25 protein-coding genes are annotated in these 22240 nt (G+C 69.1%); 19 read left to right on the forward strand and 6 right to left on the reverse strand.

From position 1 onward, the window contains the following. Positions 1-37: 37 nt before the first annotated feature. From PX52LOC_RS25985 to PX52LOC_RS26040, 13 genes are all read left to right on the forward strand, one after another. Positions 38-1072 carry a hypothetical protein gene (locus PX52LOC_RS25985; RefSeq protein ID WP_149112820.1) on the forward strand — a complete coding sequence of 345 codons (1035 nt, stop codon included), beginning with the start codon at positions 38-40 and terminating at the stop codon, positions 1070-1072. Between the two features lie 2 nt (positions 1073-1074). Next, complete coding sequence (locus PX52LOC_RS25990; protein ID WP_149112821.1) at positions 1075-2520, forward strand: phage portal protein family protein; 1446 nt, start codon at positions 1075-1077, stop codon at positions 2518-2520. Continuing rightward, on the forward strand, positions 2517-3500 hold the full coding sequence (locus PX52LOC_RS25995; RefSeq protein WP_149112822.1) for a hypothetical protein: 984 nt from the start codon (positions 2517-2519) through the stop codon (positions 3498-3500). Before PX52LOC_RS25990 ends, PX52LOC_RS25995 begins: the two co-directional genes overlap by 4 nt. 16 nt (positions 3501-3516) lie before the next feature. Further along, positions 3517-3783 carry a hypothetical protein gene (locus tag PX52LOC_RS26000; RefSeq protein ID WP_149112823.1) on the forward strand — a complete coding sequence of 89 codons (267 nt, stop codon included), beginning with the start codon at positions 3517-3519 and terminating at the stop codon, positions 3781-3783. Between the two features lie 77 nt (positions 3784-3860). Beyond that, the gene (locus tag PX52LOC_RS26005) at positions 3861-4556 is read left to right on the forward strand and encodes a hypothetical protein (RefSeq protein ID WP_149112824.1); all 696 of its coding nucleotides are present in this window, start codon (positions 3861-3863) and stop codon (positions 4554-4556) included. Positions 4557-4601: 45 nt separating this feature from the next. Continuing rightward, entirely contained in the window at positions 4602-6143 is a 1542-nt protein-coding gene (locus tag PX52LOC_RS26010) for a hypothetical protein (protein ID WP_149112825.1), read from the forward strand. Positions 6144-6245: 102 nt separating this feature from the next. Beyond that, a complete protein-coding gene (locus PX52LOC_RS26015) occupies positions 6246-7100 on the forward strand; it encodes a hypothetical protein (RefSeq protein WP_149112826.1) in 855 nt (284 codons plus the stop codon). 79 nt (positions 7101-7179) lie between these two features. Beyond that, entirely contained in the window at positions 7180-8169 is a 990-nt protein-coding gene (locus tag PX52LOC_RS26020) for a Mu-like prophage major head subunit gpT family protein (RefSeq protein ID WP_149112827.1), read from the forward strand. 82 nt (positions 8170-8251) lie between these two features. After that, positions 8252-8764 carry a hypothetical protein gene (locus PX52LOC_RS40945; protein ID WP_168219208.1) on the forward strand — a complete coding sequence of 171 codons (513 nt, stop codon included), beginning with the start codon at positions 8252-8254 and terminating at the stop codon, positions 8762-8764. After that, a complete protein-coding gene (locus PX52LOC_RS26025) occupies positions 8761-9354 on the forward strand; it encodes a phage virion morphogenesis protein (protein WP_168219209.1) in 594 nt (197 codons plus the stop codon). The genes PX52LOC_RS40945 and PX52LOC_RS26025 overlap by 4 nt, the downstream gene beginning before the upstream one ends. 3 nt (positions 9355-9357) lie before the next feature. Further along, positions 9358-9861 (forward strand): hypothetical protein, encoded by a 504-nt coding sequence (locus PX52LOC_RS26030; RefSeq protein WP_149112829.1) that lies wholly within the window; start codon positions 9358-9360, stop codon positions 9859-9861. Further along, the gene (locus PX52LOC_RS26035) at positions 9858-10829 is read left to right on the forward strand and encodes a phage tail tube protein (RefSeq protein WP_149112830.1); all 972 of its coding nucleotides are present in this window, start codon (positions 9858-9860) and stop codon (positions 10827-10829) included. The genes PX52LOC_RS26030 and PX52LOC_RS26035 overlap by 4 nt, the downstream gene beginning before the upstream one ends. A gap of 18 nt (positions 10830-10847) precedes the next feature. Next, the gene (locus PX52LOC_RS26040; protein WP_149112831.1) at positions 10848-11180 is read left to right on the forward strand and encodes a hypothetical protein; all 333 of its coding nucleotides are present in this window, start codon (positions 10848-10850) and stop codon (positions 11178-11180) included. A 71-nt stretch (positions 11181-11251) separates the two neighbouring features. On the opposite strand, the gene PX52LOC_RS26045 is transcribed toward PX52LOC_RS26040, so the two are convergent. From PX52LOC_RS26045 to PX52LOC_RS26070, 6 genes are all read right to left on the reverse strand, one after another. After that, positions 11252-11575: a barstar family protein gene (locus PX52LOC_RS26045; protein ID WP_149112832.1), complete on the reverse strand. Its 324-nt coding sequence runs from the start codon at positions 11573-11575 to the stop codon at positions 11252-11254. A 125-nt stretch (positions 11576-11700) separates the two neighbouring features. Then, positions 11701-12114 carry a hypothetical protein gene (locus PX52LOC_RS26050; RefSeq protein ID WP_149112833.1) on the reverse strand — a complete coding sequence of 138 codons (414 nt, stop codon included), beginning with the start codon at positions 12112-12114 and terminating at the stop codon, positions 11701-11703. Between the two features lie 310 nt (positions 12115-12424). Further along, entirely contained in the window at positions 12425-12604 is a 180-nt protein-coding gene (locus tag PX52LOC_RS26055; RefSeq protein WP_149112834.1) for a hypothetical protein, read from the reverse strand. A 10-nt stretch (positions 12605-12614) separates the two neighbouring features. Continuing rightward, entirely contained in the window at positions 12615-13133 is a 519-nt protein-coding gene (locus tag PX52LOC_RS26060) for a fimbrial protein (RefSeq protein ID WP_149112835.1), read from the reverse strand. 39 nt (positions 13134-13172) lie between these two features. Next, complete coding sequence (locus PX52LOC_RS26065) at positions 13173-14246, reverse strand: sigma-70 RNA polymerase sigma factor region 4 domain-containing protein (RefSeq protein WP_149112836.1); 1074 nt, start codon at positions 14244-14246, stop codon at positions 13173-13175. Then, positions 14246-14863 carry a hypothetical protein gene (locus PX52LOC_RS26070; RefSeq protein ID WP_149112837.1) on the reverse strand — a complete coding sequence of 206 codons (618 nt, stop codon included), beginning with the start codon at positions 14861-14863 and terminating at the stop codon, positions 14246-14248. Before PX52LOC_RS26070 ends, PX52LOC_RS26065 begins: the two co-directional genes overlap by 1 nt. 97 nt (positions 14864-14960) lie before the next feature. Between PX52LOC_RS26070 and PX52LOC_RS26075 the strand changes: the two genes are divergently transcribed. From PX52LOC_RS26075 to PX52LOC_RS26100, 6 genes are all read left to right on the forward strand, one after another. After that, complete coding sequence (locus PX52LOC_RS26075) at positions 14961-15716, forward strand: hypothetical protein (protein ID WP_149112838.1); 756 nt, start codon at positions 14961-14963, stop codon at positions 15714-15716. A 3-nt stretch (positions 15717-15719) separates the two neighbouring features. Next, positions 15720-16967: a hypothetical protein gene (locus tag PX52LOC_RS26080; RefSeq protein WP_149112839.1), complete on the forward strand. Its 1248-nt coding sequence runs from the start codon at positions 15720-15722 to the stop codon at positions 16965-16967. A gap of 67 nt (positions 16968-17034) precedes the next feature. Beyond that, the gene (locus PX52LOC_RS26085) at positions 17035-17385 is read left to right on the forward strand and encodes a hypothetical protein (RefSeq protein ID WP_149112840.1); all 351 of its coding nucleotides are present in this window, start codon (positions 17035-17037) and stop codon (positions 17383-17385) included. Beyond that, positions 17379-17804, forward strand: coding sequence for a hypothetical protein (locus PX52LOC_RS26090; protein ID WP_149112841.1), 426 nt, complete (start codon positions 17379-17381; stop codon positions 17802-17804). Before PX52LOC_RS26085 ends, PX52LOC_RS26090 begins: the two co-directional genes overlap by 7 nt. 1 nt (position 17805) lies before the next feature. Further along, complete coding sequence (locus PX52LOC_RS26095) at positions 17806-20514, forward strand: hypothetical protein (protein WP_149112842.1); 2709 nt, start codon at positions 17806-17808, stop codon at positions 20512-20514. Positions 20515-20524: 10 nt separating this feature from the next. After that, positions 20525-22240 carry a hypothetical protein gene (locus PX52LOC_RS26100; RefSeq protein WP_149112843.1) on the forward strand — a complete coding sequence of 572 codons (1716 nt, stop codon included), beginning with the start codon at positions 20525-20527 and terminating at the stop codon, positions 22238-22240.

Below are 22240 nucleotides of genomic sequence, written 5' to 3' on the forward strand. Positions count from 1 at the left end.
TCGCCTCCGCGCCCGGCGGGACGACGACGAGCAACGGGTGAGCGTGTCCTGTCGGCAGATCATCGCCGACACCAACCCGGACCGCCCGACGCACTGGCTCAAGAAGCGGTGCGACCGCGGGCAGACGCGGCTCATCGAGTCCCGGCACGAGGACAACCCGAGCGTCATCGACCCGAAGACGGGGAAGCCGACGCCGGACGGGGCCGTGTACCTCGCGAAGCTCGACGCGCTGACCGGCCCGCGGAAGCCCCGGCTGCGGTACGGCCTGTGGGTCCAGGCCGAGGGCGTCGTGTACGAGGGGTGGGACCCGCACGTCCACCTCGTGGACCGCTTCGACATCCCGCACGATTGGCCGCGGTTCCTGTCGATCGACTTCGGGTACACGAACCCGTTCTCGTGCGGGTGGTACGCCCGCGACCCGGACGGCCGCCTGTTCCTGTACCGCGAAATCTACATGACCCGGCGGACGGTCGCCGCCCACGCCGAGACGATCCTCAAGTGCGTCGGGGCGTGGGACGCCGGCCGGCGGTGCGCGAACTGGTTCTACGCGACCGAGCCGACCCCGGCCCTCGTGATCTGCGACCACGACGCCGAGGACCGGGCGACGCTGGAAGGCGTGCTCCTGCTCGGCACCGTCCCGGCCGACAAGGCGATCACCGCCGGCATCCAGGCCGTCAGCGAGCGGCTCGTGGTGCAACCGGACGGGAAGGCCCGCCTGTACGTTCTGCGGGACTCGCTCGTGGAGCGGGACGCGGAACTCGACCGGGCCGGCCACCCGTGCTCGATCGTCGACGAGTTCAGCGCGTACATGTGGCCGAAGACGAACGACGGCCGGGCGGTGAAGGAAGTCCCGGTGGACCTGCACAACCACGCGATGGACCAGATGAGATATATCGTCCAGACTTTAGCCACCCGCGGGTTCGTGCAACTCACCCCGGACAGCGTGTCGGTGGGCGGTGGCACGATCGCGGCGCAACTCCAGCGGGCCGGGGGTTCGGTCCACCCGGACGACGAGGACGACGACGGGGACACGGGCGGCAGCATGTTCGGCAACCTCTTCGGGCGGGTGTAACGATGGGCGTCCTTTCGAACCTGGCGGGCGTGTTCGGCAACTGGCGGCAGCCGGCGGCCTCGACGGCGTTGGCCCCCGCCACACCGGCGGCCCCGGGCCGGCCGCGGAAGCCGACCGCGAGTTCGTCCGAGAAGATCGGCGCGACGCTCGGCATCGGCGTCGGCGGGCGGGTGAACTTCCTGCCGTACATGGACTCGGCCACGGGCGACACGCCCGAGGTCCGCATCGCCATGCGGCAGATGCTCAAGGACCCGTACGTCAAGGCGGCGTGGCTCGCGCAGGTGTTCGCGGTTGCGTCGGAGGAGTTCCAGGTCCACCCGTACGACGAGGCGGACCCGGCGGCCCAAGATCAGGCCGACTTCATCCAGGACGGCATCGAACGGCTGCCCCTCGGCTCCGCCGGTCTGATCTTTTCCATCCTCGCCCCGCTCGGGCCGGACGGCGTGAGCATCGTCGAGCCGGTGAGCGAGATCGAGGTCCAGGGCCGGTGGGCCGGGAAGTGGGTGCCGAAGGCCGCGAAGTCGAAGGACGTGCAGTTGCTGTACCTCCTCGGCGACCGCTACCGGAACATCACGGCCATCCGGTCCCTCCGGTCCCCGGAGTTGGAGGACATGGACGCGGTGGACTTCCTCATCACGAAGTACGCGCCGCTGTTCGAGGAGCCGTTCGGGTGGGCACCCTTTCGGGCGTCGTTGGCCGACTGGTGGCTGCTCGACACCGTGCGGAAGTTGCGGGCGATTCATCATGAAAAACGGACGGCGGGCACGATGCTCGGCCGGTACCGGGACCAGAACCAGAAGTCGACGCTGGAGCGGCTGCTCAAGAGCCTCCGCATCTCGACGTGGGGCGTGATCCCGGAAGGGGTCGAGATCCAGTTGCTGGAGATGACGAAGGCGAGCGACACGGACTACGCGAAGTTCGAGCAGGACAAGATCGTCGCCGTCGTCACGGGGATCGCGTTCGCCGAACTCCAGATGCTCAGCGGGGACGTGCCGGACGGGCGGGGGAACGCGAAGGTCCACCAGGACACGAGCGACCTGCCGAAGTGGTACCTCAGCAAGCTCGCCACGGAGACGATCAACCGGCAGTTCATCCCCCGGTACGTCGACTGGAACTTCGGGGGCGTGCGGGGGTACCCGCGGTTCAGCGTCGGCGGGATCAACCCGGCGGACATCGAACAGGAGATGGACCAGATCGCCAAGCTACAGGCAGTGGGATTCGACGGGCAGGCCGGCCGGCCTGCCCTCTCGATCAAGCACTACGCGAAGGCACTGGGGGCACAACTCGCCGACCCCCGTGACCCGACGGACCGACTCGCGTCCGGCACGCCGCCGACTCTCCCCCCTCAAGGGGGAGGGTTCAACCCGCTCTCGGCGTTCGCCGAACTGAACGCCGCAGTGACGAAGCTGGCGGAGGAAGTCCGGGCAAAAAAAGCCCGGGGGCGGTGAGGCCCCCGATCCCGCTCACCGTGTTTGCCGAACCGCCCGACGGCCCGGCACCGCTCGACGACCAGTTCGCGCTACCGGGTGCCGACGGCGCGAAGGCCGTGGACCTGCTCGGGTCGGTGAAGGCGGCCGGCGTGGACGCGATGGCCCGCCTGTACCGCACGGCCGTGCAGCGGTTGCTCAATGACCCGAACCCGCTCAGCGCGACGACGCTGTTGACGGACGACGAGTTGCAGGAACTGGCCGACTACATCGGCTCGGCCTTGTCGGTGGGCGAACTGCTCGGCCGGGCGAGGGTCCACGGGCTGGCGGCGAAAGGGGAGGGACGATCGGCCCAGACCTTTGCCGAAGGTGACGAGGTGAACCCGTTTGAGGCGTTCGCCGACCCGGTCCCGTTCCTCCTGCCCCGGAACGCGGTGGACTACTTCCGCAACCTCGTGCCGACCCTCGGCATCGACCCGGCCCGGTTCGGCCCGCTCATGGACCGGCACGCCTTCACGATGGCCCACGCCGCCGACCAGGTCGTGCTCGGCAAGGTGCAGACGGCCCTCTCTCAGTTCCTGAGCGGGGAGAGGGATCAAGTCGAGGGCACCGACGCTGTGCCGGGGTTCGGGGCCGAGCGGGGCGGGGAAGTGGTCGAGCGGATGCTGAACGCCGCCGGGGTGACGCCGGCCAACCCGCAGTACAGCGAAATGGTCTACCGGACGAACCTGATGGACTCGTACCACCAGGGCGTCTCGGCCGAACTCGCGACCCCGGAGATGCAGGCGATGTTCCCCGTGTGGCAGTACCTCGGCATCGCCGACGGGCGGGAGGGCGAGGACCACGCCCCGAAGTTCAACCGCTACTACCCGACTTCGGCGTCGTTCGGCGAGGTGCGTGGGCCAAGAATTTTCAACTGCCGTTGCAGTTCAGCCCCGGTCACGAAAGGCCGGTGGGCGAAGTTGCAAGCGGCCGGGGCGAGCGTTGAGTCAAATTGGTGATCCTCTGGAGGAGCGTATGAGCACGAGCGAATTGCGGGCCATAGCGGTCGGGTCATCGGTCACCGTCGGTTACCCAGCTAACGCCGCGAACTCTGTCCCCGGAGTGGTTACGGGCGTGCAGATCGGCGAGGGGAACCTCGTCACGTTTTACCGCGTGGCATGGTGGGACGGTCGGACGCGGCGGGAAGAGTGGCTGTCGCCGACCGAGGTTGTTCCAGGCGAGTCCGTGACGGCCTGTCGGATCGGCTTTACGGGGCAAAAGGATGAACGAATTCTGCGTTGATTGTGGCTGTTGGCACGAACCAACGGCGGACTGTCGAATGGAGTTGGTGAGATCCCTAACCTTTTTGGACTTTCAACATGACGACGATTGCGGAACAGTTTGCGAACGAGGCGGCGGCGTTCTCCCGGCAGGGCAAGCACCGGCTCGCGGCCGAGGCCCACCAGGACGCGGCCTTCAACTTCTGCGAGGCGAAGGCGCACCAGCGGGCGGTGACGCACGCCCTGTGCGCCGTGAGCTGCCACATCGAGGCGGGCGAATTGCCCGTTGCCGAGGACGTGCTGGAGAGCATTGAGGAGGAACTGCCTAAACTCGCCGGCATTGAGGACCACACGCTCGACTCCGTCCGCACGAAGAAACTGCAACTGAAGACGCTCCGGGCCGAGCGGACCCCCGTGGCGGCAACGACCGACTGGAACGGCCCCCTGAAGCCGATCGACGAATTGAGTTACGTACCATCGAACCCCAAGCCCCCGGGGGAAGTGGCGGAGGTCGTGTTGGAGACGCCGGGCGAACTACTCACGCCCCAGGACGTCCTCGACCGGGCGAAGGGCGTCGGCGTCGTGAACGTCACGATCAACGAGGCGGGCAACGTGTTCTTCACGGACGGGTACACCGTGGCCGAGGGCGAGGACGCCCAGAAGGCCGGGCACGACGCCTGTGAACTGATCCGGGAGGCCCTCGAAACCGTCGGCCTGACGACCGAGAACGCCGTCCACGCCGAGGGGAAGATTGCCGGCCGCGTGATTGTTCGCGGCGGGTCGGCCCTCATTTGACGGAAGAGTTACCACTCAGGCAGGGAAGTCGGAATCTTTACGGGCATGCCGACGGCCCCCGCAGATACCGCCCCGCTGACCCTCCGTGCCTGTAAGGGCGTGGAGGTGTTCACGACGGCGGGCCTCTCGCCGGACCAAGACGGATACACGCCGGACCAACTACGGCAGGCGGTCGAGAACTTCTACCTCCTCGGCGAGTTCCGCCTCAGCCTGCTCGACCCGCCCCTCGGCATCGGCCACGACGACGACCAGGACGTTCTCACGGCCCTGCTCGCCTCGGACCCGCGGCTCGCCCCGTACCTTACGGCCGCGAGCCTGGACGGCGACGACGGCCCGGCCGCCGGGTGGATCACGGGCCTGAAGGTCGTGCCCGATCGGTTCGCCAGGGGTGCGGTCGTCCTGATCGCCGACTTCAAGGACATCCCCGCCCCGATCGCCGACCTGATCGACGCCCGGGCGTACAAGCGGGTGTCGGTCGAGATTTACAACGACTTCGTCGATGGGCTCGGCAACCACTACGGGTTCGCCCTCCGCCGGGTGGCCCTTTGCGGATGGGCGCCACCGGTCAACAAGGCGATGGCCGACGTGCCGCTCACCATCGCCCAGTTCGCCGAGCCGAAACAACTGGCGTTTGCGGGCCGGCCGCGAACCGCCAACGCCGTCAAAAACACGTTCACCTGCTTCTCGGAGATGCGACCGATGAACAAGGCCCAGATGCTCGCCGCCCTCAAGGGCAAATTCACCCTGTCCGACGCCGCGGCGAACGCGATGAGCGACGCCGAGGTGGTCGCGATCTACAAGAAGTTCAGCGAGCCGACCCCGCCCGCTCCGGTTCCGCCCGTCGCACCGCCGGTCCAGAAGATGGACGAGGGCGCGCCGCCCCGGGACCAGATGATTGCCGAACTCCAGGCGGCCGGGCAGGACGCGGCCCAACTCGCCGCCCTCGACGACCAGACGTTGGCCACGGTGTACGCCCAGTGGAAGGCGCAACAGACGCCCGCCCCGGCGGTGCCGGCCGCGATGATGGCCGAGGTGAAGAAGTACAGCGAGCAGGCGAAGACGCTCGTCACGACCCTGACCATCGCCGTCGCGACGGCGAAGACGCAGGCCGACAACATCAAGCGGTACGCCGAAGAGACCGTCCGCACGCAGAAGGCCGGCAAGATCGCCGCCGCCCGCCTGGACCTCATCGGCGCGAACGGCGTCGCCCACTGCACCCCGGCCGAGTTCGACACCCTCCACAAGCCGACCCTCGAATCCCTCGACGACTTGAGCGTGCAGAAGTTCTCGGAAGGGAACCGCTCGTTCGAAGGGACGGCGTTCGCCAACTACGTCGCCAAGCTCAAGGCCCTGCCCGCCAAGAAGGTGTTCAGCGAGAAGTTGCCGGCCGGCGTCCTCCCCGGCGGGGGCGACCCGACCGCGGCCATCGACGCGGAAGTGAACAAGGTCCGGGCGTTCGCCGAGACGCACGAGACCGAGGTCAAGGCGTTCGGCCTGACCAAGGACGGGTACGTGAAGCGGTTCACGGAACTCAAGGCCAAGGTGCCCGACCTGACCGCCGAGAAGTACACCCGCCAGTCGGCGTGATGTTCTGACCCCGGTTATTTGCTGACGCCAACAAATAATCGCGGTTGGAATCACCCGCCGCGAAGCTGCTAAGTCCCGCACACTGCCCCGGAGTAACCGAACATGCCCCTCGCGACCGCCAAGCCCCAGAGCGAAATCCTCGCCCACAACCCGGCCGACACGAACTACCGCAAGCTCGACACCCTCGCCGCGGCCACGAAGTTCTACCCCCTGTGCTTCGCGGGCATCGACACGTCCAACGGCCTGGCGAAGAAGTTCGACGGGTCGAGTGCGACCGTCTGGCTCGACGGCGTCTGGGACATGGACAACGTCGCCAACCTCGACGCGGCCGACGCCGGGGTGGAGCAACTCCGGGTGTCCAAGCCGTTCGGCTTCCGGGTCGCCGTGGCCGCCGGGGGCGTGGCCGCGACCGACGTGAACAAGCCCGTCTACGCGATCTCGGGCAACGACTACCAGGTGAGCCTCACGCCGCCGGCCACCGGGTTCACCGAGGCCATCGGGTACGTCGAGGACGTCATCAGCGCGACCGACGTGCTCATCAAGCCGCGGTACAAGAAACAGCCGGCCCAGGGCGCGGGCGGCGGCCGGATGTCCTTCGCCTTCCCGGTCAACCTCGCGTCCGTCACCGGCACGCAGGACGTGGTGACGAACTTCACGCCGGGGTTCGCGGGCAAGGTGGTCGGCTTCTCCTACGTGGCCAACGTCCCGGCCACGACCGCGTCGAAGCTCGCCACGTTCAACCTCGAAGTGAACACGACCGACCTGACCGGCGGCGTCATCGCCCTGACGACGGCCCTCGCGACGCCGATGGGCAAGACGACGAACTCGACGGCCATCACCGCCGGCAACGCCTTCGGCGCGTCGGACTCGTTCTCCATCGAGGCGAGTTCCGTGACGGCCTTCGCCGAAGGCTCCGGGACGTTCGTCGTCGTCGTCGAGCCGGCCGCCAACAACTAACACCCCGGCCGCGTGGGTACCGTGTGTACGGTACCCGGCCGATTGAATTTCCCCCGACCACCGCCCCGGAGTTCCGCACATGTCGCCCGACGTCTTCACCAGCATCCTGAACACCGAACTGATGGTCGCCAAGGCGAACGCCGAGGCGATCGGGCCGGCCCCGGTCGAGCGGTTCTGCCAGGTCATCCCGTCCACGACCCGGGTCCACAACTTCCTGTTCGACTCCGTCGTCGGGGACATGAAGGAGTTCAAGGGCCACCGGACGTTCCAGAAGTTCGCGTCCGACGTGTACCCGATCCGGAACAAGCGGTTCGACAACACGTTCGAGGTCAACAAGGACGACGTCGACGACGACCAGGTCGGCGTGTACAAGCTCCGCCCGGCCCAGATCGTCAAGAAGTCCCGCCGGTTCTGGCAGCGGTTGGCCCTCCGGGCGTTGCGGGACGGGGAGACCGGCCTCGCGTTCGACAAGCAGCCGTTCTTCTCCCAGACGCACGGCGTCGGGTCGGTGGCGGCGAGCGGCGTCGGGGCGGGCGAGGGGGACGGGAACATCATGACGTTCACCGCCGCGAGCGGGGACGCGAAGAGCCACCGGATCGTCCTCGTGGTGAACGACGGGTCGACGGAGATCAAGCCGATCATCATCACCGAGCGGATGCCGGTGACGGAGTTGATGACGGACGCCGGGACGCCCCAGGCGGAGATGAACCTCGTGTACAAGTACTGGGTCGACGCCCGGTACGGGGCCGGGTACGGGTTCTGGTGGGACGCCCTGCTCATCAAGATCACGAACACGCCGACCCAGACGGAACTGCAAAGCTACCTCGGCAAGGCCGAAGTGCGGCTCCGGTCGTTCCTCATCGACAAGGCCCGGGCGGGCGACGACAGCACGGCGTTGCACGAGGAACTGAACTTCAACGCCGAGTCGGTGACGGCCCTGTTCGGCACCGGCCTGACGAACCTCATGCGGACGGTGCTCGGGGCGGACACGATCGTCCAGTCGGGCGCGCCGGTGACGAACATGTACAAGGGGTGGGCGTTCCCCCAACCGACGAGCTACCTGAACTAACCGGCCCCGCCGAGTCCGACATCCCGCCGCCCTCGGCCGTCTGCGATGGCTGGGGGCGGTTTCGCTTTCGAGGCGCGAGTCCATGCCGTGGGTCACGACCGCCGAACTGAAGAACGCGACGGCTTCCGTCCTCGGCCAGTCGCTCCGGGTGGGCGGGAGCAACGGGTCGGTGAACATCGCCCAGCACTGGGACGAGCCGGTGGCCGCGGCCGTCAGCTACGCCCGCGGCGTCATCACCCGGGCGCTCGCCGCCCGCGGGTTCAAGCCCGAGCAGATCGCGGCGTGGGACGAACTCCACGACTACCACCGGCGGGTCGCCCTGTGCAACGTGTTCCGGGAAGGCGGCCTCGGCACCGGGTACGACGGCCTCCACCTCGGCGAGTACTGCAAGGCGGTGGCGGAACTGGCGGCCGTCCCCGTCACGATCGGCGGTGTGATTATCGACCCGAAGGGGAGTGAGGGCGGGTGCAGTTCGGGCGACTTCGACTTCACGGCCGAGGTCCGCGTCCCCGGGGGGTTCGCCCACGAGCGGCCCCGACACGGCGGGTGCGGCGGGCCGGGGTACGGGTCGGACGGTGGAAGGGGCTGGCGGTGATCACCCAGACGTACTCCGCGGCCGACTTCAGTGCCCGCCTCGCGGCGGCGGCCGGGGCGGTCCAGCGGGGCGTGCCGGAGCCCCTGTTCAAGCCCCTCGGCCTGTTGTTCCAGGCGGACGTCCGGCGGCAGTTCTACACCGGCGTGGGGCCGACCGGCGTCCCCTTCCAGGCCCTGGCCCGCCCGCGGCCGGACGGCAGCGACAAGCCGCTGATGAACCAGGGCTTGTTGGCGAACAGTTACGTCGCCGAGGTGACGGCGGCGGGCGTCGTCGTCGCGTCGGCCCACCCCGGGGCGGCCTTGCACCAACTCGGCGGGGTCATCCGGCCGGTCCGGGCGAAGGCCCTGACCCTCCCCCTGACGCGGGAGGCGGTGCGGTACGGCAGCCCCCGGCGGTTCCCCCGCCCGCTGTTCGTCCGCGGCGGGTGCTTGTGCGAGTGGCAGGGGACGGGGCGGGACCGGGTGCTCGTCCGCCACTACCGGTTCGCGGCGGAAGTGACCGTCCCGGCCCGGCCGGTCGGGTTCACGGAAGCGGCGTTAAGCGACGCGGCGGAGATGCTGGCGGACTACTACCTCTCGATGGCGGGGTGACCGATGGCGTACACGGCGGACGTTCACGGGCGGATTCGCGACGCGGTCGCGGCGGCCCTCCGCGGCGTGGCCGAGACGATGTACGCGGACGGCGACGGGGCGTTCGGCGTGCCCGCGGAACAGGTCTACGCCGTCAACAAGTTCGTTCGCACGCAGGTGGACCTGCCGGCCGTCGTGGTGAGTTACGAGGGCCTGGCCGAACAGGTCCGGGGCGGGACGAACCGGGAGGACGACGTCGCCTACCCCGTGTTCGTCGGCCTGTACGTGAACGGGCCGGTGAACAACGAGACGGCGGCCGGCGGGCCGACCCTGACCCAGTTCCGCGACACCGTCCGCGGCCTCTTCCACAACCGGCGACTGGCCGGCGTGCCCGAGGTGTACCAGTGCGAGGTGTCGCCGCAACCGCTGGTGCAAGAGGGCCTGCCCGGGTACGAGCAACTGGCCACGTCCGTCGTCGTCACGGCGGCGGCCCGCGTCGAGCGGAACCCAACCTGGAGTAAGACATGAGCGACCTGGTACGGATGGGGTGGACGACCCGCCTGGGCGTGGCCGTGAGCAACCCCGATAACCCGCCGACCGACCCGACGGAAGAGATCGAGTTCCTCGATGATAACGTCGCGGACGTCCAGACGCGGGAGGACGCGAGCGGGACCACGGGCATCCGGTCCGTCCCGGCCGACCGGATGGTGGAGATGTCCCGGATGGTCGTCGGGTCGATCGTCTTCGAGCCGAAGCCGCTGGACCTGCAGCGGTGGTTCCCCCGGATCTACGGCAAGGCCGGGACCGGCTCGGGCACGCTCACCTTCGGCCTGGGGAATGTCCTCCCGGCGTTCGACCTGTTCAGCCTCCGGACGGGCGACACGACCGAGGACGGGGTGAGCGGCCTGCACGTGTTCCGCGAGTGCCGCGTGGCGTCGGCCACGTTCGAGTGCCAGGAGGGCGGGCGGTTCAAGTGCACGCTCAACGTCCTCGGCAAGGACCGCGACGCGGCGATCAACGCGGCCTACGAGTGGCCGGCCCTGACCTACGACCGGCAGTCCCCGTGGAATCTGGCGAACGCCGTGCTAACGGTGAACGGGACGGGGTACTCGTTCTACCGCTTCGCGCTCACCCACGACAACGTCCTCGCCCCGCGGATGATGAGCGGGAGCCTGTCGCCGACCGAGTTCCCGACCGGCGGCCGGGCCGTCCGCCTCGGCCTGTCCACGCCGTGGGGGAACGGCCTGCCGCTGCACCAGACGCTGCGGTCGAGCCCGCTGACCACGGCGGTACTGAAACTGGCCTACGGGAGCGGCGGGGCCGAGCGGTTCGTGCAGTTCGCCACGCCCCGGCTCATCCCGCCCGACTTGCGGTCGCCCGTCGTGCCCAGCCGCGGCGAGATCCGGTACGACGTGGAACTGATGGCGTGCGCGACGACCACGAGCGGGGCCGTGGACGCCGACTCGGAACTGGTGACGACGCTCAAGGTGGGGTAATTCGGGGAGGCTGGAACGATGGCCAACTTTCGGAACATGACGTTGGTTTGGAACATCTACCGCGGGACGTCGTTCGGGGGCGACCTTGAGTTTAATCAGGGGACGGAGGACGGGCCGGACTACGACCTGACGGGGATGACGGTGGTCGTCACCATCGGGGACACCGTCTATCGAAGCGGTGTTGCCCCACAGTTGACTGTGCCAGTGCCGACGAACGGCGTAGCACAGTTTCGCCTCGCGGACGCCGACACCGCCGCGATGACCGAGCCGCGGTACCCGCTCACCGTGGACATCGACAACGGGGGCGGGAGTACGACGCGGTACTGGGACGGCGTCGTCTACATGGCGTGACGGGGGCGGAATGTGGGCGGGTTTGGAGGGAGCACATTGGCCCCCTCGTTTGCTTCTGGCCGAGCAACCGGTCAACTTGACGGCGGGTTTGCAGGCACTCTTGTTTCGAGGTAGACAACGTGGGCAGCGTGTTCGGGAAACTGCAACCCCATGTCGTCTAGACACGCGCACATCAGTCGAGCGTCGTCCGGCAACCGGTCGACGAAACCAGCCCACCCGATCAACAGCAACTGCCGGGGCATGGGCACCAGCCCGGTGATGGCGTCCCAAAAGGCGTTCCAGTTTCGCCCATACCAGCCCGGAAAGTCGAGCGAGCGCATGAGCAGCGATTGCAACTCGTCGGCCGTATTCACTGCGGACAGGTCAATCTCTACACTCGCTCGCCGCGCATCCATCGCTAGAACCTCAGTCGCCGCCAAATTTGAGGTCGCGGCGAATCACTCCGATGGTTTGGCCTAGTGCAGAGAGAGCAACCGGTCAGGATGCGGCCGGGCCCGGTGCAGGCCCAGTTCGGCGGGCTCTATGCGGCTCCTTCGCCCGCACCGGTCACCGTCTCGATGGCGAACATGTCATCGATCCGCTGCCAGTCCACGCCGGTCAGTCCGGCCGCCGTCCAAACGACACCGACCCACTCAGTTATTCGGCCGTGGTACGGCACCCGCACGCAACCCGACGCCCAGGCCGGCCAACCCAGCCAGCGGCGGGACAACGCACCAGCCCGCGTCCGGGCCAGCATTGCCCCGGCGGCCCGGACGAAGGTCCGGTTCAGCCTCGGCGGGGGTGGGACCATCTCGTACCACCGGTCGTCCACATGATACGCGAGCGGCGCGTCCCGCCACGGGTGGTAGCGAACCGCGGTGGCATGGTCATGGATGGCCATCTCCAGGACCATCCGCCAGATTAGGCGGGCGAACGGCCAGTCTCCCGGGGACACGAACATTGCGTCCGCTGACGGCGTGTGTCCAGCCCATGCATGAGCGACGAGACCCACCCCGAAGCCCTCTGTCGCCGAACTTGTAATTCTCTTACACGTTGTTGGAGTATACTCGCGAACGAAACAGCCGGTCCAACACTTTTCGCCCCGCTTTCGCCGCCGTTACGGCTGGGCACCGGCCGTAACACTGCTACCCGATTGACGCGCCGCGCGACATAACGCGATTACTGCAGCGCCACGACAGCCGTGAGTGGGAACCAATTGGCGCGCTGCTGAGTGGGAAAGAGATCAATTTCTTACGGATGTGGTATCAGCCAGAGGCCTTCGCGGACACGGGCGGGCCGACCGATGCCCGCACCGACCCGGCGTTCGGGGTCGCCGTGACGGCGGTAGATGGTGGCTTCACCGCCGCCCGCAGTTGACCCACGCGGGCAAGCGGGCGCAAGTACCCGCCCGCTTGCCAGAAGAGTCGCAACGCCGCTCCGAACATGGTCAATCCCTCAAGACGGGTCGGTGGTGGTCAAAGGCCCGAGCGATGCCGCCCCGCGGGCGTAGGTTCCGCTCCATGCGATGACGGAGTCCGTCTCGTCGTACACGTCGAACGTCCCGTCGTTGTTGAACGTCACCTTGTTCCGGCCCGGCCGGATTGCGTCCCTTACCGTTCGCCCGCCATCGCTGCCGCCGGCCAAGTTCCGGCCGAGCACCCGGTCGGCCACCGCCGCCGTGCTGTTAGCGTCCACTTGGACCTGCCGCTGGCCCCGCACGTCATACGAGCCGTCCCCGTTCACGAGTGTCGCCCACCCCGACGTTACCTGCGCGGCCCCAGAGTAGACGAAGCACTCGTGGTCCCCTGTGAGCGTCCCCGTGAACGTCACCGCATACCGCCCCTTTGCAGTCGGGACTTCGCTCAGGCTGAATGGCGAGCCGGTGACTTGCGTGTCACTCCCGGCCGGGAAGACTCGCAGGGTCGGCGTCGGCAGGTTCGGGAGCGTCGTCAGGGTAATGGTCTGGGATGCCATGCGTTCACCTGTCAAGTTTGAGTGTTCGACGGAAGCCGCTCACGCGCAAGTCTGGGGGACGGCCAAACCCAGTTTCTTCTTGACCCTCGCAACCGTGCACGGGGCGACGCCGCACCGGGCGGCGATCTCGTTCGCCGTCCCGCCGTCCTTGAACGCCGCGGCGACGCGGGCCTCCGTCTCCTCCGGGGATCGCGGCGGGGTCACGTCGGGGTGAGCGAGTTTCGCTTTCGTCCACCGGACCAGTGCGTACGACACGCCGCACCGGGCGGCAATTTCGTCGGACGACAACTCGCCCTGCTTCAGCAACGCCTCCACCTCGGCCACCTTCTCCGGCGGGGCGTACGGCCGGTCGGCCCGGACGCGGTCGAGCGTGTCGTACTTGCCGCACGCCCGGCAGCGGATGTTTATGCTGCCGGACCCGTTCGGCCTGACGAACATTTCAGGCCGCCCGCAGTGCCGGCACGGGGGCAAGTCGCGAGAACCTTCGCGACCCGAGCGGACGACGGCCCCAATCGGGGGCAACTCGGCCTTCTCCCGCAGCCGCGACACGGCGGACAATTCCAGGTCCATCACCCGGCGGGCTGATAATCGTAACGCCTTTGCGGTGGTCGCCACGTCCGCCGCCGCGTGCCCTTGAAGGCCGAACCGTCGCACGATGACCGCGGCCTCGTCTTCTGGCAACGTGGTGAGGATGAACTCGACGTCGGCGGCGGCGTCGATTTTCCAGACGGACCGCTCGTCGTGGGAGACGAAGCGGACGTCTTCCACATCCTCGCCGGACTTGGCGTAGTGCGGGTTGCCGCCCCGCCCGCGGCCCTTGCCTTGCCGCCGACACCAATTCAGGCCGAAGAGGTGTTTCGTCATCGAGTTCGCGGCGAAGGTGGAGAACTTGGCCGACTTACCGCCGTGCCCGACGCTGGCGTCGGGGGAGTAGTTGGCCGCACACCGGGTCAGGATGAAAAACGCTTCCGACTCGACGTCGTCCCGCCCGAACCGGTCGCCCGTAGCCTTCTGGAAACTGTTGACGATCTTGTAGGCGAGGTTGATGCACGAGGCGGCGAGGGCCTGTTGCTCCGGCGTGAGCGGGTTGTACTTGTCGGGGTGACGGGGCATCAACGAACCTCCACGAGATGAACCGGGTCGAGTCGGTTGGCGGGCATCGGCCCGACCCACGGCCGGCGGGACCGGGCGAGCCACGTCCGCCAGTCGTCGGGCATCCGCTCCCGAACGAGGTCGGACGCGGCCCGCACCGCGGCGGCTTCCGTCGGGAACCCCGCCTCGGTCACCGGGTTGGCGAACACGAAGTGGGGCGTCCCGTTCTGCCAAATCCGCCCGACCCACACGGCCGGCCGCTTGGGGTCAAGTTCGTCGTTGAACGCCTCAATGAACGGGCGGCGTGATTGGCCGGTCGCGGGCGGCGTCCAGTCCTCGCCCCACCGCCACTTCAGGTACCGGGCGACGAGCAGACCGGTGGCGACCGGGTCGCGGGACCGGCGGATGAATTGCACCTCACGCCCGCCGACCCACGGCGCGGCCTCCCAGATTTCGGCCGCGTAGAGGAGGCGATCGCGGCCGAGTTTGCCGTCGAGGGCGGCCTGCTTGTGGGCCGTCACGTGCCGGTACCGCCACGGGCTGCCGTCCACGTGGCTCGGGTCGTACTCCTGCAACGCCAGCACCTCGGTCAGGGACGCGGGCACGGCGGCGAGGCCGGGGTAGGGGTCGTCGGTCATGTCGGAACGTACCGGGTGTGGTGTCCTCAACCTTCCCACCCGCCTGCCTGACTGCTCCCCGGCACACTCAGGCAGGGCCGGCGGAATCTTGCTGGCCATGTACTTCCGCATCGGCGCGACCCCGTTCGACCCGAACTCCGTCTCCGTGACCCGGAGCAGCGTCGCGCGGCTGAACCGGGCCGGCAACCCGATCGCCCGCCTGTGGGCGTGGTCCGTCACCGTCTACCTCGGGTCCGCGGCGACCACCCCGGCCGCCCGGCAGGTGGACTTCGTCGTCCAAGAGGCCCGCCTCCACAACCTCCTCGACGTGCCCGGCCAGGAGTACGCGCTGCACTGCGACAACGGCACCCCGGCGATGGTCCTCTCGCCCGTCGGGGCCGTCGCGCCGCCCAAGGCCGTCGAGGTCGGCAACCTCGTCGAGGGCCGGGGCGAGTACGCCGGCAAGCGGACGATCAGCTTCAAGGTGACGGCCGAGTACCCGCTCACGGGTAACAAGGGCCTGCTCCTGAACTTCGAGGAGACGCTGTCGTTCGTCGGCGACGGCGGGCCGATCTGGGACGACTACGGCGCGGACAGCGGGTACTCGATCCGCCAGGTCATCCGCCCGAACTCGAAGTGCTTCGCCTACCAACAGGGCACGGCCACCGGGTACCTCGCGTACCCGAACTTCGGCGGCCCCCACGGCTCGCCGATCTCCCTCTGGCCGGCCGACTACAAGTCGAACCTGAGCCGGTACGACGTGGTGACCCCGCGCGTCACCGGCGAGACGTACACGGACTTCACCATCACCTGGGCGTACTCGCACGAGCGGTGGGGCACCCCGTTCGTCGGCGTCCCCCACCTCTGGAAGTAACCCATGCCCTCCGACAAAGTCCTCCGCGGCAACGCCACCCCGGTCGCGGACGTGTGGACGTACACCGTGACCGACGCGGGGAGTGGGAAGGCCCACGGCGTCGCGGCCGGCAGCGGCAAGGTGATCGCCCTGACCCTCGGCTCCGGCGAGACGACGGCCTCGGCCGCGGCGAAGTTGCAGGGCCTGCTCGCGGCGTCCCCGGCCGGCGAGTTCTACGAGTACAGTTGGGCCGCGAACGGGGCCGTCGTCACCGGCACGGCCAAGGTCGCGGGCGTCCCCGGCGTGTTCACCGGGGCGTTCACCGCCCTGGCGGCGACGCTGACGAACTCCACCCCCGCGAAGGGGCCGAACTTCTTCAACGACCCGAAGAACTACACCGGCGGGACGCTCCCGGTGGACGGCGACCGGATCGTGTTGGACGAGAACTCCCCGGACGCCCTGTACGGCCTGACGTGGCTGCGGGACGGCCCGGTCGTGCCGGCGAAGATCGAGACGGAAAACTTCACCGGGTCGATCGGCCTGCCGCCGGTCCGCGGGGCGTCGAACACCTTCTCCACGGCGCAAGGCGCGACCTACCCCGAGTACCGCGAGCGGTTCCTCCAACTGGCCGCTGGCGTGGCGGAGGTGAACGTCGGCCGGGGCGAGAGCGACACCGTACCGGCCCTCGTGAACCTGGACCTCGACGGCGACGACGTCACCCTGAGCGTGTACGGCGGGACGGTCAACGTGCAGGGGACGACCGGCCACCCGCGGCTCGCGGTGAGTCAGGGCCTGGTCACGGTCGCGGGCGACGTCGGCTCGACGGGCGGGTTCCTGGACGTCCTCATCGGCGACGAAGGGGACAGCGGGACCGACGCCAAGGTGGTGTTCGGGGACGGCGCGACCGTGCCCCTCGTCCACAACCAGAGCGGCGAGTCGGAATCGTCCGCCACGGTGACATCGCTCGAAATGGGCCTGAGTGCCACGTCGCACCGGCAGACGGACGGCAACTGCACGGCGACGCAGTTCGGCGGCCTGATCGACTTCCGGTCGGACGGCACGCTGACCGTGACCGCGACCGGGATCGGGACCACGGTGGACTTCTCTCGCGACCCGCGGCCGAAGGGTTTGGCCTCGTCGAGCAGCTTCCGGGCCGGGGCCAAGTTCCTCGACCCGGCGAACACCCGCACGAGCGGCAGTGGCGCGACCTACGACCAGACCAGCCTGCCGCTCTCCAAACTCGGGGCGAGTGTCCCCGTGGTGAAGCCGTAGCACACGACTCGTCGCAATCCGCTGATAAATTGCGATGAGATTGCGATGAACCCTTGAGGAAGATTCCGTGACGTCGTTGAAACTGATCCGGGACGGGATGAACCTGCCCTTCAAGATCCAGGCCCACGGGCCGGACGGCCCCACCCTGGCCGGCGTGTACCGCCCGCTGTCCCGGGAGGCGGTGACGGATCTGACGGCCGACGTGAACCGGGAGCCGGCCGGCAAGGCCCGCGTCCGGGCGACGGCGGCCAAGGTCGCCGAGCGGGTCGTGAGTTGGGACTGCGAGGACGGCCCGCCGACGGCGGAGAACGTCGCCGCACTCCCGCCCGCGTTCTTCGACGCCCTCGAACTCGTGGTCACCGGGTACGCCCGGAGCGGGGCCGACGACGAAAAAAAATCCGCGTTGCCGCAGTGCTGATGCTACTGCGGCCGGAGTGGGACCGGACCTGTGCCGACTGCCAGCGGTTCCAGTTCGACGACGAGGAGGAGTCCCCGCGGCGGGGCCGGGTCGAGCTGACCCGCGACGGCGACCCGCTCCCGCGGGCGACGGACCCGCCGTGCCGCCGGTGCCCGAAGGTGCCGGCGTCCGTCCTCGACGTGAGGCAACGGACGGGCGGGCGGGTGACCCCGGCCGACGCCGTCGAGCCGGACGACCGGCACCGCCGGGCGGTCGAGCACTACCTGGCGTGCGCCGCCGTGAACCAGTTCCCGGACGACGACTGGGTCCGCGACCACGCCCGCCTGATCCGGCCGCTGGCCCGGCAGGCGGACGACCGACCCCTTCTCCACCTGACCGCGGCCGTGCGATCGCTGGCCGGCCGCGTCGCGAGGGATTAACGTGCCGGACGAGATCCAACAGGGCCTGAGCACCTACCCCGGCGTGATCGGGTTCGAGAGCGTGTCGTACGCGGTCGAGCACGGGAAGACGCCGGGCCGGGTCATCGCCACGAGCCGCTTCCCCCCGGTCGGGGTGGCGAGCGGGGGCGACTTCGTCATCACCGACGGGCAGCGGTCGCTCACCGTGCGGGACTGCAAGTACCAGCGGCTCGAAACCGAGGTGTCGAACGACGGCACCGGCGGGTGGCTGTGGACGCTGTACTTCCTGGACCGGGGCTGGCGGTGGCAGACGGGCAAGATGTCCGGCCACTACAACCAGCGCGACACCCGGGGGAACCTGAAGCCGCGGACGGTGAAGACGTTCACGCAGATGGCGGAACTGTGCCTGAAGGAGATGGGCGAGAAGAAGTGGGATATTGATTTTCCCGACGGCGTGACGATGTCCCAGGTGGCGAACGTGCCGGACAACCCGGCCCCGGGCCAGACGACCCCGCCGACGAGCACGAACCCGGAAATCGTCTGGGACCACCGCGTCCCCCTCGACTGCCTCCTGGACCTGTGCGACCGGGCCGGCCGGCGGTTCATGCGGTGCCCGGTCCGGGACATCGTCGTCATCAAGCGGCCCGGGGACGGGGCGGCCCTCCCCGCGTCGCCCCGGTTCATTTCCGTGGCCGACGGCCTGGACGCGACGACGACGCCCCCGGGGGTCGGCGTGTACGGCGGCCTCGCCATGTTCCAGATGCGGCTCAAGCTCGTCCCCGTGGGCCTGGAGTGGGACGGCCGGTACGTGCCGATCGACGAGCTGAGCTACCGGCCGAAGCGGAAGCCGCAGCCGGGCCGGTACCGGGTGACGTTCACGGGCGACTTTGACGCGGTCTACGCCAAAGTCAACGGCCAGGAACTCGGCACGCTCGACCCGGCCGACCCGTTCAACGCGGCGGCGGCGGCGGCGTGGCTGGTCGATCAGATCGCCAACAACCCGGCCCTCCAGGGCACGGTGACGGCCACCGGCGGGGGCGGGGCGGTGGACATCGCCGGCACGGTCAACGGGCAGGCGATCGACCTCGTCTTCAACTCGTACCCGATCGTGGGCGACGCCGGGACCGGCTTCACGGTCGAGCAGATCGACCGGCCGATCAAGAGCGCGTGGGACGGCACGCCCGTCCCCGTGTTCTGCGACGTCGAGCCGACCGACCGCCTCGACTACCTCCAGGCCCAGACCCTCGCCGCGCAGTCCGTGTTCCGGTGCTACCGCGTGGCCGACGAGGACGTCAGTAGCGGGGCGCGTGAGAAGACGCCGGACAGGCCCGGGTCCACCCTGACCATCGACCCGGACCTCTACGACGACGCGCTCTCGTACGTCGTCGTCGTGAACGGCGTCATGTTCCAAACGGTGGGGCAGGAGTCGGCGGCCGGGGCGATCGCCGACCTCGCGGCCCAGATCACCGCCTACACGGGCCTCGCGGCCCAGGTGACGGCGGCGGTGGACCCGACGACCGGCGGCCTGCGGATCACGGGGGTGAACGACGGCCCGGCCCCGACCGTGGTCATCACCAGTGGCGAGGCGGCGGGGGGCGCGTCGGCCGCGCCGATCCCCGCCCAACCCCCGCAGCCGGCCGCGTCGAAGCCGATCTTCGTCCCGTACTACGGGCCGGTGAAGAACCGGGACCAAATCGTACTGCTCACCGAGAAGGTCGAACAGGTCGTGCCCGAGAAGCCGAACCCGGACGTCCTCGCGGCGGCGGGCAGTCCCGGCGTCGCCGGCCTCCCGGCCCCCCAGGCCGACACCTACTTCGGGTACAGCCGCGGCCAGCAGCCGACCGTGTACGGGGCGATCTGCAACGGCATCGAGCGGGGCATCTTCCACCCCGCCGGGTTGCGGGGGAACTGCCCCGGCGACCGGCGGGTCCGGGTGCCGTTCGTCGTGGACCCGGTCGGCCAGATGATCGTCTTCGACACGCCCGTCTACTACGAGAAAAAAGTCGGCGGCGAGAAGGACCAGGACTGGGTGTACGTCGCGGCGAACCTCGTGCTGGAGACGGCCGTCAACGTCCTGGAGAACGACACGTACGGGCCGCTCCGGTACCTGCGGTGGGTCCAGTTCGGCAAGCCCGAGCCGGGGAGCGACAACCGGGACCGGAACATGGAAGTCGATTTCTCGAAGTACGGCATCAAGAACACGCCCATCAAGAACGTGAAGCTGCCCCGCCGCCGCGAGAACATCGGCACCAGCGACGTCCCCGTGAAGGGGGTCGAGTGGTACCCGCACGAGGCCGACGTCGTGTACGCCTGCATCGGCGACTACACGTACGACGCGAAGGCGGACCGGCACACGCTGGGAGGCGTCCGCACCGCCCCCGACGACGTCAGCGCGAAGGTGGCCGACTACTACCTGCTCGGCCACCTGCTCGAACACGAACTGATCGACGCCCAGACGGCCCGGTACCGGGGGCAGGAACTCATCCCCCTCGACGGGGCCATCCAGCACGTGTCGTGGAGCCTGCCCGGCGAGGTGGTGACCACGGCCAGCCGCAACTCGTCGCACGGGGCGAACCCGCTGACCTACCCGCAGAGGCGGCGGGCCGAAAATTTAGACGCGGACCCCGAGCGGGCGGCGTTCAACCGGGTGTCCCGGGCGGCGGACGGGCTGCTGAACGGGATCGCCGCCGCCGGCACCTACGTCGCGCGGCTGATTAACGGCAGGCGGTAAAGGGGCCACCATGAGCGAGGCGACGAAGAAGGTCAGTCTGATTTTCGCGGTCGAGGGCGGGGCGCAGGCCGCCGCCGCGTTCGGCCGGGTGGGCGACGGCGCGAAGTCGGCCGCCCGGGAGGTCGCCAACCTCGCGACCACCCTCCGGGCCGCGGCCAACGGCGCGACCGGGGGCGACCCGTCCCGCCCGCCCATGAACCCGCTGGAGGCCATGATCCGGAGCGGGGGCGGCACGCCGACGCAGTCCGGGTACATGGACGTGAGCCGCCTCTCGCGGCCGGCGTCGGCGATGGACATGGCCCTCCTCGGCCGGCACGCCCGCGACCAGCGGTACGCGGAGGCGAACCGGCTCAGCCCGTACCACGCCCCGGACTCGTCGCAGCTGCCGGACGACGTGCGGACGTTCAGCGAGCGGAACTACGCGGCCCGCCGGTGGGGCCAGACGGCCGTGAACGGCCTGGCCGGGGTCGGGAAGGGCCTGGACGCGGCGAACGCCGGCCTCGCCCGGTTCGCCGGCCGGGCCATCATCCCCCTGGCCATCGCCCAGCAGGCGGCCGAGGGGGCGGGGGCGTTCCACTCCGAGCAACTCGTGAAGTACCAGGGCGGGTCGGAGGGCGAGCAGGCGCGGGCGGCGGCGAACGGCATGTGGCTCAGCCGCCAGGCCCTCGGCATCGCCGACACGTTCCGCGGGCGGACGCAACAGTTCGGCCGGGCCGAGTACGACGCCCAGTTCGAGAAGGTCCGCCGGGAGGGCGAGGAGCGGTCCCGCCAGGAGCAGAACCAGATCCGGTTGCAGCGGATGGAGTACGAGGCCCGGAGCGCGACGCTGAACGCCGACAGGCGGGTGGCAACGCCGGGGGTGTTCGACCGCGGCACGGTGGGCGGCGAGCGGGCGTTCCGGGAGGACACCGCCACCATCGGCGCGCGGCAGGGCGTGCTCGACGCCGAGAAGGAGAGGGCGGCCCTGGAGCGGTTGCAGGCGTCCCAGGAGGGGATGAAGCGGGACCTCCAGGTGCGGCTCGGCCAGTTGCAGACGGAGGCCGGGCGGTACTACAACGAGGCCCAGGCGACCGGCGGCGTGGACAAGTACGTCGCGCAGAACAAGGAGGGGTACCGGCTGACGGCCGTGCAGGACGCCCTGAAGGAACTCCGCGACCTGGAGGGGAAGATCGAGGACACGAAGGCCCGGGCGGTCGCCGCCGGCGCGCAGGTCGGCCAGTCCCGGCTCGGCGTCATGCAGTCCCAACTCGGCGTCCTGGAGGGCCGGGAGTCGCAGGCGGCGGGGACGGCCCGGCGGCTGGGGTCGATGACGGCGACCGAGTTCCAGATGGCCCAACAGGCGGCCCGGCTGGTCGAGGCCCACGGCATCGACAACGTCCCCCGGCCGACGCTGGAGTTGGCCCGCCCGCTCATCCCCCAGTACGTCGAGAAGCTGGAGGAGAAGCGTGGCGCGACCCGGTACGACCAGAACAAGGACTTCTTCGGCGGGTTCGGCGAGCACCAGTACGGCCTGAACGACGTTCGGGGGGAGATCGACGAACTGCGGAAGATTATCGCGAACGCGAATGAAGCCGTGAAGCGGGGGGCGGCCGACGACGCCGCGATTAAACTTGCTGGCGAAGAGTTCGCTAAGACGATGATGCGTTATTCAAACCAGGGGACTATTGCCGGTTTGAGGGAGTCTAAGCGGGCGGTCGAACAGTCCAACACCCGCGGTACGCGGTGA

Source organism: Limnoglobus roseus (genome assembly GCF_008254045.1).
In the GTDB taxonomy this organism is placed as follows: domain Bacteria; phylum Planctomycetota; class Planctomycetia; order Gemmatales; family Gemmataceae; genus Limnoglobus; species Limnoglobus roseus.